Here is a 17,658-nt window from a genome sequence, read left to right as displayed (position 1 = left end):
CCAATGATTTGTTAAAGGACATTCATAATGAATATGAAACCCCTGCTTTTAGGCGTTATTCTGGCGGCTTCTTATGCTCACGCTGCTTCAACTGAAGTGAGCGCCAAACCGGTAACCGGAACGGCAGCCAGCGCGGAAGTGAAAAAAACCACGCCCGTCGCAGACGCTACAGCGAGTCAGGAAGCGAGTAGCAAAACGCTGGTGACGCCGCAAACGGCTACCGGCACACCGGTAAAAGTACACAGCGATAAAAAAGCCACACATAAAAAAGCCGCCACGGCGGAAAAAGAAAAAACCACTTTAGAAAAAACCGAAAAAGAAAAAACAGCGGAGTATGAAACAACGACGGAGAAGAAGAAAAATACCATAAATAAGCAAGAAGAACAGAAAACAACAGCGCCGGTAACGGCGACTAAGACAGAATAATTGTTTATTAATTAAAACAGCAATTATGCCAGTCACTGAAGAGGGCCAGTAATAACCGAGAGGGTCAGTAATAACTAAATAGTATCATTGGGCTGGTATCCCTTATTTCCCGGCTGGTCATCGTCTGTTTTTTGCCTGATGCAGAGAACAAATGTGATGTCTGGCCGGGTTCATTGCAGTTGTCGCCAGAGTTTCAGGATAGCGCCGTATCAGGATTACTGTGCCAGCGTGCAGCTCACATCCAGAATTTCTTCCGCTGAGCCGTGGTTGAACAGGCTGATAAAATCACGCCGTACTGCCAGCAAAATCAGCTCACCCTGAGTATTGGCGGTAAGTGCCAGACCGTAGTTTTTCATCTCGTCCCCCCGTGCCTGTACATAATGATTGAGCAATTTGAACGGGTCTGATCGCGTCAGGTCGCTGCCGTTCAGCTTAATTGCCAGATAATTATGGTCCAGCAGTGGCTGGCCGAGCGACACCCAGTCGTAACCGATGAAGGCATTTCGGTTACGTAGCGTCTGGTAGACGTCGGGCTTCAGACAGGAAATATGAATATGCAACTGGCCTTGCGTACGGCCATACAGAGAGTTGATAGCCAGCGCTAACTTATCGTCCCCAATCGGTTTGCCCCGTTGTGCAGACAGCCTGTCCCGGTAGCTCCAGGCGGCGGCAAAATAGGCCGGTGTTTCGGGTTGCAACAGCAACGGACTTTCAATACCGCTGATGTGATCAGTCGGGATCAGCAGATCGTGATAGGGGCCGCGCCGGTCTTTGAATAAGGCGTAGCGGCCTTGCAGGTTGACGTCCAGACAAGGGGCTGGTGAGTGATTTTTCTGCTGATTGGGAACGCACTGCTGGCTGACAAACTCCCACAGTACATTGCCGTCGCCTCTGTGGGCGAAGGGCTGCCAGAAATAGAACAGCAGGGAAAGCAGCAGCAACGTAACGATCAAACCGATAAGGTACTTTCTGCGTGTTATGGCTCTGCGTGTCATGGCATGATTCCGTAGAGGGTGTTGCCGCATGGTCGTTGATTGCGACGCCATTGTCGCAAGTGATGTGTTGCAAGGTAATTCGTCGGATAAACGCCGTTGCATCTGGGTGATGGCACACCGTATACCGTGATGACACGCCAATAGCGCGTGTGGCTGTAACGCCACATTCACTCATTCACCTATTCACTACATTGTGCCGTGCACATGATGGCGCCTTGATGACAGACGCCTAAAGACGGGTTAGCTGGCCGAGGCGCTCTTGCCGATCAGTATGCGGATCGACTGGACAACCTCTTCCACCAGCAGGCTACGCGCATGTTGGGGTGGAAAAATCGCCATATAAGCGACATCAATATTCGGTTCAAAGGGTTTGATCAGGAGTCTGGTCTCACTGGTGTGAGCGGTGATCGCATCGACGATCCCCACCCCCAATCCAGTGCTTGCCATGACGCAACAATGGCGCAGCGAGGTTTCTATCGGGCTTTGCAGTGTCACGCCTTGTGCGGTAATGGCCTTTGCCAGCTGTTCCCTTAACACGGTTTTGCGTCCGGGCAGGATGGAGCGGTGGTGGTTCAGGTCATCAAGAGTGATAATGGCGCGCTCCGCCAGCGGGTGGTCTGGCGCGACGACGGCGACGGCCTGAGCTGAACCCAGCAGGTCAGCCTGTAATCCTTTGATCGCCGGCGTACTGTTGATAAAGCCGATGTCGTACTGATTACTAAGCACCATCTCGGTGATGGATAGCGTACTTTCCACATCCATAGAAAGCGCTACATCCGGGTATTTTTTCAATAATGTCGGAAAAATACGTTCAGTACACAGATTGGCGAGGGCAGACACCGCACCGATGCGCAGCACGCTGCCTTTGGCGTGACGGATGTCGTCCGCTACCCGCAGGATGTGATCCAGCCCCAGATATAGCCGTTCAATTTCCCGAAAAAGCTTAAGCGCTTCTTCACGGGGTTCCAGTCCTCGTCCATCCCTGTCAAACAGTTTTAGTTTAACCGCGTACTCGAAATCCTTGATCAGCCGGCTGACTGCGGGTTGGGTGATATTCATGATGTTAGCGGCTTGTGTGATGCCGCCGGTCAGAATCACCTTATGGAATGCTTCAACCTGCCTTAAGTTGATACGGCTCATAGATGTTACCAACTATAACGTTTATTTATGTATTCGGTACAAAATACGATTTTTAATCATTTTAGCCAACACGTAGACTCCATACCAAGGTTACAGTTTGTCATAGATTTGAATAAAGCGTGATAAACCTGAATACAAGATGGAGCCGAATTTAAAGGAGTAACCATGAAAGGAACGTTGTTTGTTGCTGGCCTGATGGCACTGATGCCTGTGGCACAGGCAGCAGATTTGACAATTGGACTGGCGTCATCCACTACCTCGATGGACCCGCAGTTCTATGTCGGTGGCGCGAACAGCGCCATGGCCCGCAACCTATTCGACGGGCTGGTTAACCAAAACGAAAAACAACAAATTACGCCAGCTCTGGCGGTGTCCTGGAAGGCTCTCGACGACACGACCTGGCAGTTTACATTGCGACCGAACGTTAAATTTCATGATGGCAGCGATTTTACCGCTCAGGATGTGGTGGCCAGTGTGAAACGCGTCGCGTTAGCGGCGAAAAATAGCCCCAGTGCTTACACGCCTTATGTAGCGGATATCAGCGAGATTCGTGAAATCAATCCGCTGACAGTAGAAATAAAAACGAAAGGGCCGGCGGCACTGCTGCTCAATAACCTGAGCCGTATCGCGATATTGCCGGCGCGGCTAGCCGACCAGCCGAGTGAAGTACTGAACGGCGGGAAAGAGGTGATTGGCACCGGTCCGTTTAAATTTGTCTCCTACACCCCGGATGACAAGGTGGTGCTAAGCCGCAATGACCAGTATTGGGGCGGCAAGGCGCAGTGGGACAAGGTGACGCTGCGCGTCATCAAGAACAGCAGCGCCCGTATCGCCGCGTTGCTCGCAGGTGATGTGGACATGATTGAAAGCGTACCGACGGCGGACCGCGCGACTATCGCCCGTCAACAGGCTTTCGTTACGGAGTCGGTGCCGGGTAACCGTATTCTGTATCTGCACCCGGATCAGGACAGAGAAGTGTCGCCGTTTGCCAAAGGCGATGACGGTAAAAATCCACTGAGGAAAGTCGAGGTGCGTCAGGCGATGTCGCTGGCGATTAACCGCGATGCGCTGGTGCAGCGCATCCTTGACGGTCAGGGGTTGCCTTCATCGCAGTTGGTGCCGCAGGGCTATCTGGGTTATTCCGCCAGGATACCCGCGCCGGTTTACGATCTGGCGCAGGCAAAACAGAAACTGGCGGCGGCAGGCTACCCGAACGGTTTTACCCTGACGTTCCATGCCTCGAATGATCGCTACCCCAACGACGCCAAAATCGCACAGGCGCTGGGGCAGATGTTCAGTCAGGCAGGCATCAAGACCGAGGTGGTCACCATGCCCGGTAACGTCTACTTTGCCAAGGCCGCACAGCGTGAATTTAGTCTGGTGATGGGCGGTGCGGCGATTGAAACCGGCGAGGCCTCCGGCGTGTTGGGTCCGTTGCTGGAAACCTTTGGCCCGAATGCCGGGCAGGGGAATCGGGGACGGTATTCCAATACCGAGTTTGACAAGCTGCTGAATCAGGCGCGCGCCACGCTGAATGAACAGCAACGCGACGCGTTATTACAGCAGGCAACCGAATTGGCGATGAAAGAGCAAGGGGTTATCCCACTGCTGTTTCTCTCCAATACCTGGGCAATGAAAAAAGGCTATAGCTACGTAGGCCGCACAGACGGCTACACATTGCCCTATTTTGTTCACAAGCAGTAACGGTGAGCTTTTCACCTGATACTGGTGGTGGATGAAAAATAGATACCCCAAATAATTCGGGTTGCAGGACAACACGTTCTCGTGTTGAACAACGCGGCGCATTGGCCCTTTAGGGCAAGGCTCATTCGAGCCTTGTAACGCGGCAACCGAGTGAATCCCCAGGAGCTTACATAAGTAAGTGACTGGGGTGAGTGACAAATTGGCGTAAGCCGATTTGAACGCTGCTGGCAGCGGCCCCGAAGGGGCGAGGCCCATGAAATGGGCTGAGTAACGCAGCCAACGCACCTGAAACTCGAAGTATGACGGGGTAGTGCGATTTTTACGTTAACACCAGGGTTTTCCCATCAGGCCGTGTCCCGCCGCATCCCGCGGCGGGACACCCAGCCTTTAACCTTCAGAGCAACTCCATGAGCGGATTCTTTGGCGTATTTCCCTATCTGGTTTCATCGGCAACAGCAATCGGCGACACGAACACCACCACTCTCAATGAATGGAGCGGCAAACCCATTGCCCCGCCACAGCGGTTGAATCATCATGCCCGACAACGCGTCGCCGGCGTATTGGTTACGAGCGTATTGAAAGGAGTCGATGTGCGGTGAGTGTGAGTCCCCTTCCTGTCATTATTGATTGCGATCCCGGCATTGACGATGCGCTGGCATTGCTGAGCGCGTTTGTTGCCCCGCAACTGGCGATTCAGGGCATTACCGTGGTCAACGGTAATCAGCCGTTGACCAACACGCTGCGCAATGCGTTGCAGATAGTCGAGCTAGGTGATCGTACTGATATTCCCGTCTTTGCTGGTTGCTGGCAACCGATGCTGCGAGAACCAATTCACGGCCAGTTTCATGGTAAAAATGGGCTGGGCGACAGCGATTTTCCCACGCCGCGTAAAACGGCGGAGCCACAACATGCGGTTAATTTTCTGATTGCCCGTTGCCGGGAGGCGGCGCAGCGCGGCGAGCCTATTACACTGTGTTCGCTGGGTCCGCTGACCAATCTGGCCAGTGCGTTTTGCATCGCGCCCGATATCGTGGCAGGGATTGAGCGGATTGTGTCAATGGGCGGTGCGTGCCGCGAATTGGGCAACCGTACCATGACATCGGAATTTAACCTGCTGGTCGACCCGCACGCAGCGCATATCGTCTTTTCGCAAGCGGTGCCGATGACGCTGTTGCCGCTGGACGCCACTCATCAGGTGATTCTGACGCCAGAGCGCGTCAGCGAACTGGTTGCCCATGCTGGTCGGTTGCGTGAACCGCTGGCACAACTGATGGCATTCTGGGATCGTAACGATATCAAACGGTACGGTTCACGTGGTGGACCACTGCATGACCCGCTGGTGATCGCCTGGGTGCTGCGGCCCGATCTGTTCCAGACTGAACGGGCGCGGGTGCTGGTGGAGCACCAGAGTGAATTGTGCATGGGACAGAGTATCATGGATATTTATGGTAAATCCGGCTTGCCGGCGAATGTCGATGTGGTCACAGGGGTTAACGCCGATGAAGTGTTCCAGTTATTCTGTCAGCTGTTTTCAGTCTATGGAGCGGCAAGATGACAGGTCAGCGAATCATTATTGATACCGACCCTGGTGTGGATGATGCGATTGCGCTGTGGCTGGCGCTGGCCTCGCCGGAACTGGAGGTGCTGGGCATCACGGTGGTGGCAGGCAACGTGGAGCTGGAACATACGCTGGCGAACGCCCGGCGGATTGTGGCGCTGTCTGGTCGTGATGACGTGCCGGTATTCGCCGGTGCCGAAAAGCCGCTGATTGGTCCACAACGCTATGGCAAGTACGCCCACATCGGCGCGTTCAGCGATGAACTGGTGCCGGCGGGCGCGAGCCGGGTTGGGCAGGAACACGCAGTGGATTTTATCGTTCGCACCACGCGTCAGGCGGCGCAAGAACAAAATCCGATAACCTTTTGCGCTATTGGGCCGATGACTAATCTGGCGCTGGCGTTGATTCAGCACCCGGATGTCGCGCGTGGTATTCGCCAGGTGGTGACCATGAGTTGCGCGTTTACCGCGCTCGGCCACCGGACGCCGTGGGCAGAATTTAATGTCTATGCCGATCCGCACGCCGCCAGCCGGGTATTTGGCAGCGGCATCCCGCTGGTGATTATGCCGCTGGACATGACGTTTCAGGCGCTGATTACCCAACAGAAAATCGCCCTGTTGCAGCGTGACGCAGGGCAGCCCGGTCAGGCCATCGCACGGTTGCTGGGGGCGTTTGATCGTAGCGACATGGCGCGTTTCGGGCGTGAAGGCGGCCCGGTACATGACGCGACGACGGTGGCCTGGTTACTGCAACCGTCGCTGTTCGCCGGACGTGAAGCGCGGGTCGGGGTGACCGTCGCCGGTGAAACCGCCGGGCATACCTGGGCGGATTTTTATGGCAAGCTGGCGCTGGCGCCCAATGCGCAGGTGATGCAATCGGTGGATGAACCTGGATTTTTGTCACTGTTGGTGCAGGTACTCAGCCGCTATGGCCGGGCGAATACCTCGGAGCGCCGCGCTTAACCCTCATCATTAACCACAAGGATGCGTCATGGCCCGCTTTTTACTCAGTCGTTTTCTGCAAACGCTGCTAACGCTGGCGGTCATGTCGATACTGGTTTTCGCCGGCGTTTATCTGGTCGGCAACCCGGTGGATTTATTACTAAGTAGCAGTGCTACTCCAGCCGAGCGCGAGGCGGTGATTCATGCATTCGGGCTGGATAAAACCCTGTGGCAACAGTATCTGCTGTTTGTTACCCACGCGCTGCAGGGCGATTTGGGCAATTCCTTCATTTTCAACCAACCGGCGTTACACCTGATTCTGCAACGGATGCCTGCCACGCTGGAGCTGGCGTTGGTGGCGTTTCTGCTGTCGCTGCTGACAGGCATTCCGCTCGGCGTGTTCGCCGGTTTGCGGCCAGATAGTCTGGCGGCGAAGTCGGTGATGACGGTATCGATTCTGGGCTTTAGCCTGCCGACCTTCTGGATAGGCATGATGATGATCATGCTGTTCAGCGTGAAGCTGGGGTGGCTGCCGTCATCGGGACGTGGCGATACCGTAACGGTGGCGGGCGTGCCGCTAAGTCTGCTGACGGCAGATGGCTGGCAGCACCTGCTGTTGCCGGCGCTCAATCTGGCGCTGTTCAAGATTTCGCTGATTATCCGCCTGACCCGCGCCGGCGTGCGGGAGTGTCTGCAACAAGACTATGTACGTTTTGCCCGCGCCAAAGGGCTGTCGGAAAGCCGTATCCTGTTGGTGCATGTGCTGAAAAACACGCTGATCCCGCTGATTACGGTAATGGGTCTGGAACTGGGGGCGCTGATCGCCTTTGCGGTGGTGACCGAAACCATTTACGCCTGGCCGGGGATGGGCAAGCTGATTATCGACGCCATCGCCGTGCTGGATCGCCCGGTGATTTTGGCCTACCTGATGATGACGGTGGTGATGTTCAGCCTGATCAACTTGCTGGTGGATGTGCTGTATGCGGTGGTGGACCCGCGCATCCGCTTGGGAGGTGGGCAATGAACCGGACGGAGCGCTCGGTGCATACGCCGTCTACATCGCCAGCAGCGCGTTCGGCGTTGGCTCGTACCTTGTCGATGTTGTTGCATGGTCGGCTGACGCGGCTGGGGCTGATGACACTGTCGCTGATTGTGGCACTGGCGCTGCTGGCGCCCTGGATTTCGCCGCAAAATCCGTATGACCTGACCCAACTGATGATCACCGATAACCGCCTGCCGCCGGGTTCGCTCGGTATGGGTGGACTGACGTACTGGCTCGGTACCGACGATCAGGGGCGTGATTTGCTCAGCGCTATCCTGTATGGCACCCGCACCAGCCTGATGGTAGGGGTCAGCAGTGCGCTGGTTGCGCTGTTCATCGGGATGATCGCAGGCCTGTCGAGCGCCTGGCTGGGCGGTAAAACCGATGCGCTGCTGATGCGTATCGTCGATATCCAGCTCAGCTTCCCGCCAATACTGATCGCCCTGATCTTGCTGGCAGTGCTGGGGCAGGGGGTGGACAAAATTATTCTGGCGCTGGTGATCACCCAGTGGGCGTATTACGCCCGTACGCTGCGCGCTTGCGCATTGCTGGAAAGCCGCCGCAATTATGTGGATGCGGCGCGCGGCATGGCGTTTTCCGCGCCGCGCATTCTGTTTCGCCACCTGTTGCCCAACTGCCTGCCGCCGCTGATTGTGGTCGCCACTATGCGTATTGCTTACGCCATCATGCTGGAGGCAACGCTGTCGTTTCTCGGCATTGGCTTGCCGGTGACCGAACCGTCGCTGGGGTTGCTGATTGCCAACGGCTTTGACTATCTGCTGTCCGGCGATTACTGGATCAGCCTGTTCCCCGGCGTGATGCTGCTGTTGCTGATTGTGGCGATCAACCTGATCGGTGATGCCTTGCGTGATGCGCTGAATACCAGACAAGAGGAGTGAGGCGTGAATCAGCCGGTGCTGTGTGTTGAACAACTGAACACCGCGTTTCGGGTCAATGGTGAGTGGCTCAGGGTGGTGCAGGATCTGTCATTTGAGATTGGCGAGCGGGAAACCGTGGCGTTGGTGGGTGAGTCCGGTTCGGGTAAAAGCGTCACGGCATTGTCCATCATGCGTCTGCTGGCCGGATCGCAAGTGCAGACCAGCGGTCGGGTGCGGTTTGAAGGCCGCGACCTGCTGACGTTGCCTGCCCGCGAGATGCAGCACATTCGCGGCAATCGTATCGGCATGGTGTTTCAGGAGCCGATGACCAGTCTCAATCCGGTACTGAAAATCGGGACACAGATTAGCGAAGTATTGCGACGTCACCGGGGGATGGACCACGCCAGTGCTCAGGCGCAAGCAGTGCGTCTGCTGGAAAAAGTGCGCATTCCCGCTGCCCGATCCCGGCTGAACGAATACCCGCACAGCTTTTCCGGCGGTATGCGCCAGCGGGTGGTGATCGCCATTGCGCTGGCCTGCAATCCTCGCTTATTGATTGTTGATGAGCCTACTACGGCGCTGGATGTTACCATTCAGGCGCAAATTCTCTCGCTTATCAAAACATTGCAGGATGAGGAAGGCATGTCGATTCTGTTTATCACCCACGACATGGGGGTGGTAGCGGAAGTGGCAGACCGCACCATGGTGATGTATCGCGGCGCAGGCGTAGAAATGGCGGATACTCGGCAGTTATTTCGCGCGCCGCAACATGCGTACAGCAAGACGCTGTTTTCCGCCGTGCCGCGGTTGGGCGACATGGCTGATACCCCCTTGCCGCAACGGTTCGCGTTGTTTGGGCAGGCAGCGGCCAGCGAACCGCTGGCAGATACGGTGATACCGGGAGAGCCGGTGCTGGCGGTACGCAGTCTGGTCAAACGTTTTGAGGTGAAAAGCGGCTGGCTACGGCGGGTGACTGGGCGGGTGCACGCGGTGGAAAACGTCTCGTTCAGCCTGCAAGCGGGAGAAACGTTATCGCTGGTGGGCGAGTCCGGCTGTGGCAAATCCACCACCGGGCGCGCCATCTTACGACTACTGGAACCGAATGGCGGTGCGGTGTCGCTGTGCGGCGAGAATATGCTGACCGCCGATAAACCAGCGCTGGCCGGGTTGCGGATGCGGGCACAGATGATTTTTCAGGACCCGTACGACAGCCTCAACCCGCGGTTGACTGTGGGCAGCGCGATTGCCGAACCGATGATCAGCCACGGTTTGGCGTCTGCGCGACAGGCACCGCAAAAAGTGGCGGAACTGCTGGAAAAGGTGGGATTGCAGGCCGACATGGCGGAGCGTTATCCGCACCAGTTTTCCGGCGGACAGCGGCAGCGATTATGCATCGCGCGGGCGCTGGCGCTCAATCCGCAGGTAATCATCGCCGACGAAGCGGTTTCTGCGCTGGATATGACCGTCAAAGCGCAAATCGTCAATCTGCTGCTCGACCTGCAACAACAACTGGGATTGGCTTATTTGTTTATTTCTCACGATATGGCGGTGGTAGAGCGCATCAGTCATCGGGTGGCGGTGATGTATCAGGGGGAAATTGTGGAGATCGGCCCACGTCAGGCGGTATTCAACCACCCGCAGCACCCGTACACCCGCCGCTTGTTGGCCGCCGTGCCGGTGCCTGACCCGGAAAAACGCGTTCTCCGGTCAATGCAGGCGGATGACCTGCACAGCCCACTGCGTCCGGTGGGGTATCAGCCGCCGGAGCGCCGGTATCAGCAGGTCGGCGACGGCCATCTGGTGCTATTATCCTGAATCAGAAAGGCCATGAAGACATATCCTGAACCATGAGGGTATCCATTGGTATAACAGAGGTGGTCAGCATGAATCGCAGAGGTTTTCTTGCCGCTATTTCGGCAACTGCTGTGGCCCTGACTGTCGGGCGCGTGCTGGGCCCGCCATTGCCGACGCCACGCCCACGCATCTGGCTGTGGGATGGCGCGCCGCCGGGCGGCGGCGGACCGGGCGGCGCGGCGCGGTTGAGCGCCAGAGGCGCGCTCAGTCAGATCGTTGCTCCTTATCTTGAGGTGTTTTCGCCGGAAAAGCCTAACGGGCAGGCCATACTGGTGGCGGCTGGCGGCGGTTATCAGCGCATCGAAATGGGTAAAGAAGCCTGGCCGGCAGCGACCTGGCTGATGTCGCAAGGTTATACGGCGTATGTGCTGGCGTATCGCCTGCCCGGCGAAGGTTGGCATGACGGCAATCGTGTGGCGTTGCAGGATGCACAGCGCGCATTGCGGTTGATTCGCCACCGTGAACAACGAGTCGGCGTGCTGGGGTTTTCGGCAGGTGGGCATCTGTTGGGGATGGCGGCGCTCAGACATGACCCTGCTTATACGCCGCGGGATAAACTTGATACTCTGCCGATGCAGGCTGACCATGCTGCACTGATCTACCCGGTGATTACGCTGGAAAAACCCTATCAGCATACCGCCACCCACCGGGTCCTGGTGGGACGAGATGCCACGCCGGCGGCGGAAGCCGAATGGTCGGTGCAATCGTATGTATCGCGGCGCTCGCCGCGGTTTTTTTTGGTGCAGGCGGAAGATGATATGGTGTCCGATCCGCATAATACGTTGATCATGGCGCAGGCTTGTCAGCGAGTGCAGGTGCCGGTGGAGATGCGGCGTTACCCGGTCGGCGGACACGGTTTTGGGCTGGGTGAGCCAGGTACGCCGGTTGCAGCCTGGCCGTCAACCTACCTGAACTGGCTGCGTCAATAACGTGTCGATGTCAGGCGGTCATGAGACAGAAAACCAGCAAGCCATATAAAACTCAATAGTAGTGGTATTTACTCTGTCGGGAGCCGAGTTGACGCGTTGGGCTGTGGCCTGGCAGGGGCGAATCTACGTAAAAAATAAAGCCGATAATCTGCAATCAGAATTAATTTGAGGTACTGATGGCGAGTGCGAGAGCGCGCGGATAATCAACCAAGGTATTATTCTCTGATATCTTTCTAGTGAGGGCTTTTGTTAAATCCTGTGCTTTGGCGTTTATTAGTTATAACTTATTTATATTAATAACAACGATGGCATGGATGTCACCGGGGTATTTTTTCTCTTGGTTACATTTTTTGTTGTGATTATTGATATGAATGCGAATAAGGCTGCTTTTTACCCGATTAATACGGATGATGTTCCTTAATAATCGATCTCAGTTGCTGATGTTATGTATCACATTGATCAACCGCTTCTGTGTGACGATACGAATAGCGTGTGATTTTTGTTGATTTGTCCGTCATGACGGTGATGTTCCGTCAGACTGGATAAGGCTTACCATTCATACCAGTAACATCTGTTTTCATCGCAATCCATCGGCTATCACAAGGTCAAGAGCAATTGTTGCAGGAAGGTGGTGGAGAAATGACCGATGGTCTACACTTTTTCAAAATAGGAATATGTAACGGATGACGTGAGACACATATTTTTCTTTTTGATGGTGTATAAGTATAAGAAGTAAGCGTTATTTGGAACGCGCCAGCAATCGCGTAGAGTGTGGGGTTGAGGGTTCAGCCTGATTTGCCTGTATTACCGATGTTGCCTTGTAACCATTACATTAATAATTATTTGCATTGAGGACAGAATGGATAAATTTCAAAAAGAGATTGAGGAGAGAACTAATCTTACCTCGTCCAACAAGTTTGAATTGTTATTGTTCCGTTTGGGGTCGGCCACCGGTGAAGGGCCATCCGAGCTGTTCGGTATCAATGTGTTCAAGCTTCGTGAAATCGTTCCGATGCCAACCTTGACCAAGGCTGCGGGTATGACACCACCGATGCTTGGTATGATTAATATTCGCGGGCAGATTATTCCCGTTATCGATCTTCCGGCGGTGGTAGGGTGTGCGGCGAGTACCGGGCGCAACATCCTGCTGGTGACGGAATATGCACGCAGCACCCAGGCTTTTGCGGTTGAGTCCGTTGATGACATCGTTCGTCTTGAGTGGAGTCAGGTAAATACGGCGGAAGCAGGGGTAAGTAATACTTATATCACCAGTATTGCGCGTCTGGACAGCGATCCGTCGAGCAATCGTCTGGCGCTGGTGTTGGATGTGGAGCAGATTCTGCACGACATTATTCCAACTGAGCGTGAAATTAAGATTGAAAGCGTTGAAGACAAAACCTTCCATCTGAAGCCCGGCGCGGTGGCGATTGTGGCTGAAGACTCCAAAGTCGCGCGAACGATGCTCGAAACGGGGCTGAAGGTGATGAATATTCCGTACATGATGCATATCACCGGGCTGGAAGCCTGGAACAGAATCAAAACGTTGCAGCAGGAAGCGCAGGCGGAAGCTCGGCCTATTTCGGATAAGATTGCTTTTGTGCTGACTGACCTGGAAATGCCGGAAATGGATGGTTTTACGCTGACGCGTAATATCAAACGTGATGAGGCGCTCAAGAGTATTCCGGTCATTATCCACTCTTCGCTGTCCGGTACCGCTAACGAAGACCACGTACGCAATGTGGGCGCTGATTCGTATGTAGCGAAATTCGAAATCAATGAACTGGCCGCCGCGATTCACAAAGTAGTGGATCGCGTGAAACCTGCATCGGCCAGATAATGTAACGGGTTCTACGTGGCCCCGGACTGCTTTTGCGCAACGGGGCCGATAAACATGCCTCACCTCAGGCGGCGTGTCCTCCGGGTGATATTCTTCGTCATCATCCCTGCGATTTTTCCTTGCTGTCCACACAGTTTGTTTCCTTCTCGACCCGTGCTGCTGTAAGTATCCTGCAAACTGAACGTGTCTTCGGTTAAAAGCGCGGTGTCGATCACATTCGCGCCACATGGGGTTGATAAGAAAAACCGTGGGCGAAAGCGTGCTGGCGCGGTAATCCGCTATGGCGTGCCACTTATCTTTACTCTAAAGCTAATGATTGCGATGCTTGCTTGATTGAAGCGGTATTGCGCGGAGAACATACTTTAACCAGACCAAAGCAAATCAAAATGATTAGCTGAATCAGGAGGTTAATAATGTTGTCTGGGCAAACGTCATCGCGAGTCTGGAATACGCGCCGCAGTGAAAAACAACGTCGTAAGGCGCTGATACCCGTTGCGGGCAAGGTGCTTCCTACCGAACATCTTGCCGCTATGCTGGAAAAATTGATCGCTCCCGGCGATAAGGTTGTGCTGGAAGGCAATAACCAGAAGCAGGCTGATTTTCTCTCCCGCTCGCTGGCAGAGGTTAATCCGCAGGTGGTGCATGATTTACATATGATCATGCCGAGCGTTGGGCGCAGCGAGCATCTGGACATTTTTGAGAAAGGCATCGCCCATAAACTCGATTTATCCTTCTCAGGTACGCAGAGCCTGCGTATTTCGCAGTTGCTGGAGGACGGCGCGTTGGAAATCGGCGCTATCCATACCTATATCGAACTCTATTCCCGCCTGTATGTTGACTTGATCCCGAATGTGGCGCTGGTGGCAGGTTATAAAGCCGACCGCAAAGGCAACCTGTACACCGGTCCCAGTACCGAAGATACGCCGGCGCTGGTTGAAGCTGCGGCGTTCCATGACGGTATCGTCATCGCTCAGGTCAATGAACTGGTAGACGATGAAACGGATCTGCCGCGCGTCGATATCCCCGGTTCCTGGATTGATTATGTGGTTGTCGCCGACAAGCCGTTCTTTATCGAGCCGCTGTTCACCCGCGATCCGCGACTGATCAAACAAGAGCACATTCTGATGGCGATGATGGCCATCAAGGGTATCTATGCTGAACATCAGGTGCAGTCGCTCAACCACGGTATTGGTTTTAATACCGCGGCGATTGAGCTGTTGCTGCCGACCTATGGCGAGCGTCTGGGGCTGAAAGGCAAAATTTGTAAACACTGGACCCTCAACCCCCATCCCACCCTGATTCCGGCGATTGAAAGCGGCTGGGTTGACAGCGTCCACTGCTTTGGCGGCGAATTGGGGATGGAAGCCTATATTGCTGCCCGGCCAGATGTGTTCTTCACCGGCGCCGATGGTTCCATGCGCTCCAACCGCGCCTTTTGCCAACTGGCAGGGCAGTACGCTGTGGACATGTTTATCGGTTCGACATTGCAGGTCGATGGATTGGGCAACTCATCCACTGTTACCAAAGGCCGCCTGGCCGGATTCGGCGGCGCGCCCAACATGGGGCATGACCCGCATGGCCGTCGCCACGCGACGCCCGCATGGCTGGCGATGATTAACGAACCCGACCCGATGCAGCGCGGGCGCAAGCTGGTGGTGCAAATGGTGGAAACCTTCCAGGCCGGCGTCAAACCGACCTTTGTAGAAAAACTTGATGCCGTGGACGTCGCTAAAGCCGCGGGTATGCCGCTGGCGCCGGTGATGATTTATGGCGACGACGTTACCCATGTGCTGACGGAAGAGGGGATTGCCTACCTTTATCGCGCCAACAGTCTGGAGGAGCGCCGGGCGATGGTAGCGGCGGTAGCGGGGATTACCGACATCGGGTTGGGGGTGGATGCGCAGCGCGTAGCGGAATTCCGCCGTAGCGGCAAAGTGGCCTACCCGGAAGATTTGGGGATTCGCCGTACGGAGGCGACCCGTTCACTGCTGGCAGCCGGCAGCGTGGCTGACCTGGTGGAATGGTCGGGCGGCCTGTACAACCCGCCGGCGAAATTCCGGAGCTGGTAAATAGAACCGCAGACAGCCCGATGCATACGGGTTCTCGCAATAGCAGGCCGACCTGCTGGCCGCCACGCTATTGCCTGATAGCATCGCACAGCCATCTTTATACGATTAAGAGGGTGTTATGGAACAGATTACATTGTCATTCCCGGCGACTCGCCCGGCCAGCGGCAACGCACTGGCGGGGGTGGTGGGCTCCGGTGATATGGAAGTGCTGCTGATAGCAGACGCCGGACAGACGCTCACCATCGACATCACTACGTCGGTGGATAACAGCCGGGCGCGTTGGCAGGCGCTGTTTTCCCGGTTAAGTACGCTCGGCAGCCTGACTGCCGGCACCATGACGATTCATGATTTTGGCGCCACGCCGGGTGTGGCACGCATCCGTATTGAACAGGTTTTTGAAGGGGTGAGCTATGCGTGACGACCACAGTTTTATCGAGCTTAAAGCGCGGGAGCGCGCTCACGCCTTGCTGGATGAGGGCAGCTACCGCGAATTGCTCGGCCCGTTTGACGGCATCGTGTCTCCGTGGCTGGGACCTCAGGGGATTGTGGTGCAGTCTGACGACGGCATGGTGGTGGCGAAAGGTACGCTACAGGGCAAACCGACGGTGGTGATCGCCATTGAAGGGGCGTTTCAGGGCGGCAGTATGGGTGAAGTCTCCGGGGCTAAGATGGCCGCTGCGCTGGAGCTGGCCGCAGAAGACCAACGTAACGGTATTCCGACGCAGGCGATTCTGTGCCTGGAAACCGGTGGCGTCCGTTTACAGGAAGCCAATCTGGGACTGGCGGCGATTGCCGATATCCATGCCGCTATTGTTGACCTGCGTCGTTATACGCCGGTTATTGGCATCATCGCCGGTACGGTGGGCTGCTTTGGCGGTATGTCGATAGCCGCTGCGCTGTGCAGCCATCTGATCGTTACCCGCGAAGCGCGTCTTGGCCTTAACGGGCCGCAGGTGATTGAACAGGAAGCGGGTATTGCCGAGTACGACTCGCGTGACCGCCCGTTTATCTGGAGCATGACCGGCGGGGAAATCCGTTACCGCAGCGGCCTGGCTGACAGTCTGGTGGCTGACGGCGTGAACGCGGTCAAACAGGCGGTGAATGACGCGCTCGCCAGCGGCGTACCGGCGCAACACCGTTCGGATAACTATGCATGGTATCTGGCGCGGCTTACTAACGCTGATACACAAGTACAGGCCGACACGCAACAGATCCAACAGCTTTTCGGGGAGGTAAACCTATGAGTCAGGTAGCACATCGTGGCGCGCTATGGCTGGACGCGCTGGCACCCGGAAAACCGCGACTGACCGGATTGTGCCCGTCGGTACAGGTAGCTGACGGCAGTCTCGCCGGTGAACAGGTGCGTTTTATTGCTGTGGTTCCAGATACGAATAACCACTACCCGCGTGCGGTAAAGGGTGAAGTGGGGCTGCTGGAGGGCTGGACACTGGCGAAGGTGGTGCATGAGACGCTGGCGGCGGACTGCAATAGCGATAAGAAACGGCCTATTGTGGCGGTTATCGATGTACCCAGTCAGGCGTATGGCCGCCGGGAAGAGGCATTCGGTATCCATCAGGCGCTGGCGGCGTCGGCAGGGGCTTACGCCCAGGCGCGTCTTGCCGGTCACCCGGTTATCGGGCTGATTGTCGGTAAGGCAATGTCCGGCGCGTTTCTGGCCCACGGTTATCAGGCCAACCGGCTGATCGCCTTCAATGACCCAGAAGTACAGATTCACGCCATGGGCAAAGCGTCTGCGGCACGTATCACGCTCAGAAGTGTGGAAGACCTGGAAAAGCTGGCCGCCACAATTCCACCGATGGCGTATGACATTCGCAACTACGCCACACTGGGATTACTGGCGACGCTGTTGGATATCGGCAATCCGGATGCGCCGTCCGCCGACGAGCTGGCTCAGGTCACAGCCGCATTACAACAGGCGGTGACCGATGCCCGCCGCGACTCATCGCTGAAAGTGCGACTGGGCGCGGACAACCGCCGCAGCTCTTCGCACGTGCGTGAGCGGATGCGCGCGCAGTGGTAAGCCGCGTTCGCGGGTAAGTCACACATTGGTGGTCGGCGTGTTCATCCGCGGCGGCCACCTATTTCGGTAAGCCAATAAAGAGACCTGCCAGATAACCGGATCAGGCGCTACAGGAAGCGCCTGCAGACCCCTTTTGTCTGAAAAAACGGTTGTCTGAAAAAAACGGCGTTGTACCGGCAATGATGCGGGACACAAGCCAAACCATCGCGCTGGAACTGATACTCTTTTATTACAGGTGAATACG

At 55.8% G+C, this 17,658-nt stretch carries 16 protein-coding genes; 14 read left to right on the top strand and 2 right to left on the bottom strand.

The window, feature by feature from the left end; all coding sequences use genetic code 11:
- Positions 1 to 27 precede the first annotated feature (27 nt).
- Positions 28 to 426: a hypothetical protein gene (locus Dpoa569_RS11515; RefSeq protein ID WP_042869885.1), complete on the top strand. Its 399-nt coding sequence runs from the start codon at positions 28 to 30 to the stop codon at positions 424 to 426.
- A 215-nt stretch (positions 427 to 641) separates the two neighbouring features.
- Here the strand turns inward: Dpoa569_RS11515 and Dpoa569_RS11510 are convergent, their stop codons facing one another.
- Positions 642 to 1,421: a CDP-diacylglycerol diphosphatase gene (locus Dpoa569_RS11510; RefSeq protein WP_042869887.1), complete on the bottom strand. Its 780-nt coding sequence runs from the start codon at positions 1,419 to 1,421 to the stop codon at positions 642 to 644.
- 240 nt (positions 1,422 to 1,661) lie between these two features.
- Positions 1,662 to 2,561, bottom strand: a complete 900-nt coding sequence (locus tag Dpoa569_RS11505) for a LysR substrate-binding domain-containing protein (RefSeq protein ID WP_042869889.1) — start codon at positions 2,559 to 2,561, stop codon at positions 1,662 to 1,664.
- 165 nt (positions 2,562 to 2,726) lie between these two features.
- Between Dpoa569_RS11505 and Dpoa569_RS11500 the strand changes: the two genes are divergently transcribed.
- From Dpoa569_RS11500 to mdcE, 13 genes are all read left to right on the top strand, one after another.
- On the top strand, positions 2,727 to 4,265 hold the full coding sequence (locus Dpoa569_RS11500) for an ABC transporter substrate-binding protein (protein ID WP_042869891.1): 1,539 nt from the start codon (positions 2,727 to 2,729) through the stop codon (positions 4,263 to 4,265).
- A 407-nt stretch (positions 4,266 to 4,672) separates the two neighbouring features.
- The gene (locus tag Dpoa569_RS11495; RefSeq protein ID WP_128569703.1) at positions 4,673 to 4,864 is read left to right on the top strand and encodes a hypothetical protein; all 192 of its coding nucleotides are present in this window, start codon (positions 4,673 to 4,675) and stop codon (positions 4,862 to 4,864) included.
- A 2-nt stretch (positions 4,865 to 4,866) separates the two neighbouring features.
- Complete coding sequence (locus Dpoa569_RS11490; RefSeq protein ID WP_042873868.1) at positions 4,867 to 5,820, top strand: nucleoside hydrolase; 954 nt, start codon at positions 4,867 to 4,869, stop codon at positions 5,818 to 5,820.
- Complete coding sequence (locus Dpoa569_RS11485; RefSeq protein WP_042869893.1) at positions 5,817 to 6,785, top strand: nucleoside hydrolase; 969 nt, start codon at positions 5,817 to 5,819, stop codon at positions 6,783 to 6,785. Before Dpoa569_RS11490 ends, Dpoa569_RS11485 begins: the two co-directional genes overlap by 4 nt.
- 28 nt (positions 6,786 to 6,813) lie before the next feature.
- A complete protein-coding gene (locus Dpoa569_RS11480; RefSeq protein WP_042869895.1) occupies positions 6,814 to 7,788 on the top strand; it encodes an ABC transporter permease in 975 nt (324 codons plus the stop codon).
- Positions 7,785 to 8,705 carry an ABC transporter permease gene (locus tag Dpoa569_RS11475; RefSeq protein ID WP_042869897.1) on the top strand — a complete coding sequence of 307 codons (921 nt, stop codon included), beginning with the start codon at positions 7,785 to 7,787 and terminating at the stop codon, positions 8,703 to 8,705. The genes Dpoa569_RS11480 and Dpoa569_RS11475 overlap by 4 nt, the downstream gene beginning before the upstream one ends.
- Before the next feature lie 3 nt (positions 8,706 to 8,708).
- Positions 8,709 to 10,499 carry an ABC transporter ATP-binding protein gene (locus Dpoa569_RS11470; protein ID WP_042869898.1) on the top strand — a complete coding sequence of 597 codons (1,791 nt, stop codon included), beginning with the start codon at positions 8,709 to 8,711 and terminating at the stop codon, positions 10,497 to 10,499.
- Positions 10,500 to 10,567: 68 nt separating this feature from the next.
- Complete coding sequence (locus Dpoa569_RS11465) at positions 10,568 to 11,467, top strand: alpha/beta hydrolase (protein ID WP_042869900.1); 900 nt, start codon at positions 10,568 to 10,570, stop codon at positions 11,465 to 11,467.
- A gap of 859 nt (positions 11,468 to 12,326) precedes the next feature.
- Entirely contained in the window at positions 12,327 to 13,304 is a 978-nt protein-coding gene (locus Dpoa569_RS11460) for a chemotaxis protein (protein WP_042869901.1), read from the top strand.
- A gap of 413 nt (positions 13,305 to 13,717) precedes the next feature.
- Positions 13,718 to 15,373, top strand: a complete 1,656-nt coding sequence (mdcA, locus tag Dpoa569_RS11455; protein WP_042869902.1) for a malonate decarboxylase subunit alpha — start codon at positions 13,718 to 13,720, stop codon at positions 15,371 to 15,373.
- 118 nt (positions 15,374 to 15,491) lie between these two features.
- Positions 15,492 to 15,791 carry a malonate decarboxylase acyl carrier protein gene (gene mdcC, locus Dpoa569_RS11450; protein ID WP_042869903.1) on the top strand — a complete coding sequence of 100 codons (300 nt, stop codon included), beginning with the start codon at positions 15,492 to 15,494 and terminating at the stop codon, positions 15,789 to 15,791.
- Positions 15,784 to 16,617: a biotin-independent malonate decarboxylase subunit beta gene (locus Dpoa569_RS11445; protein ID WP_042869904.1), complete on the top strand. Its 834-nt coding sequence runs from the start codon at positions 15,784 to 15,786 to the stop codon at positions 16,615 to 16,617. The genes mdcC and Dpoa569_RS11445 overlap by 8 nt, the downstream gene beginning before the upstream one ends.
- Positions 16,614 to 17,414, top strand: coding sequence for a biotin-independent malonate decarboxylase subunit gamma (gene mdcE / locus Dpoa569_RS11440; protein ID WP_042869905.1), 801 nt, complete (start codon positions 16,614 to 16,616; stop codon positions 17,412 to 17,414). The genes Dpoa569_RS11445 and mdcE overlap by 4 nt, the downstream gene beginning before the upstream one ends.
- Positions 17,415 to 17,658: the final 244 nt, after the last annotated feature.

Source organism: Dickeya poaceiphila, assembly GCF_007858975.2.
Taxonomy (GTDB): Bacteria; Pseudomonadota; Gammaproteobacteria; order Enterobacterales; family Enterobacteriaceae; genus Dickeya; species Dickeya poaceiphila.
This window is presented reverse-complemented; position numbering and strand designations above follow the sequence as displayed.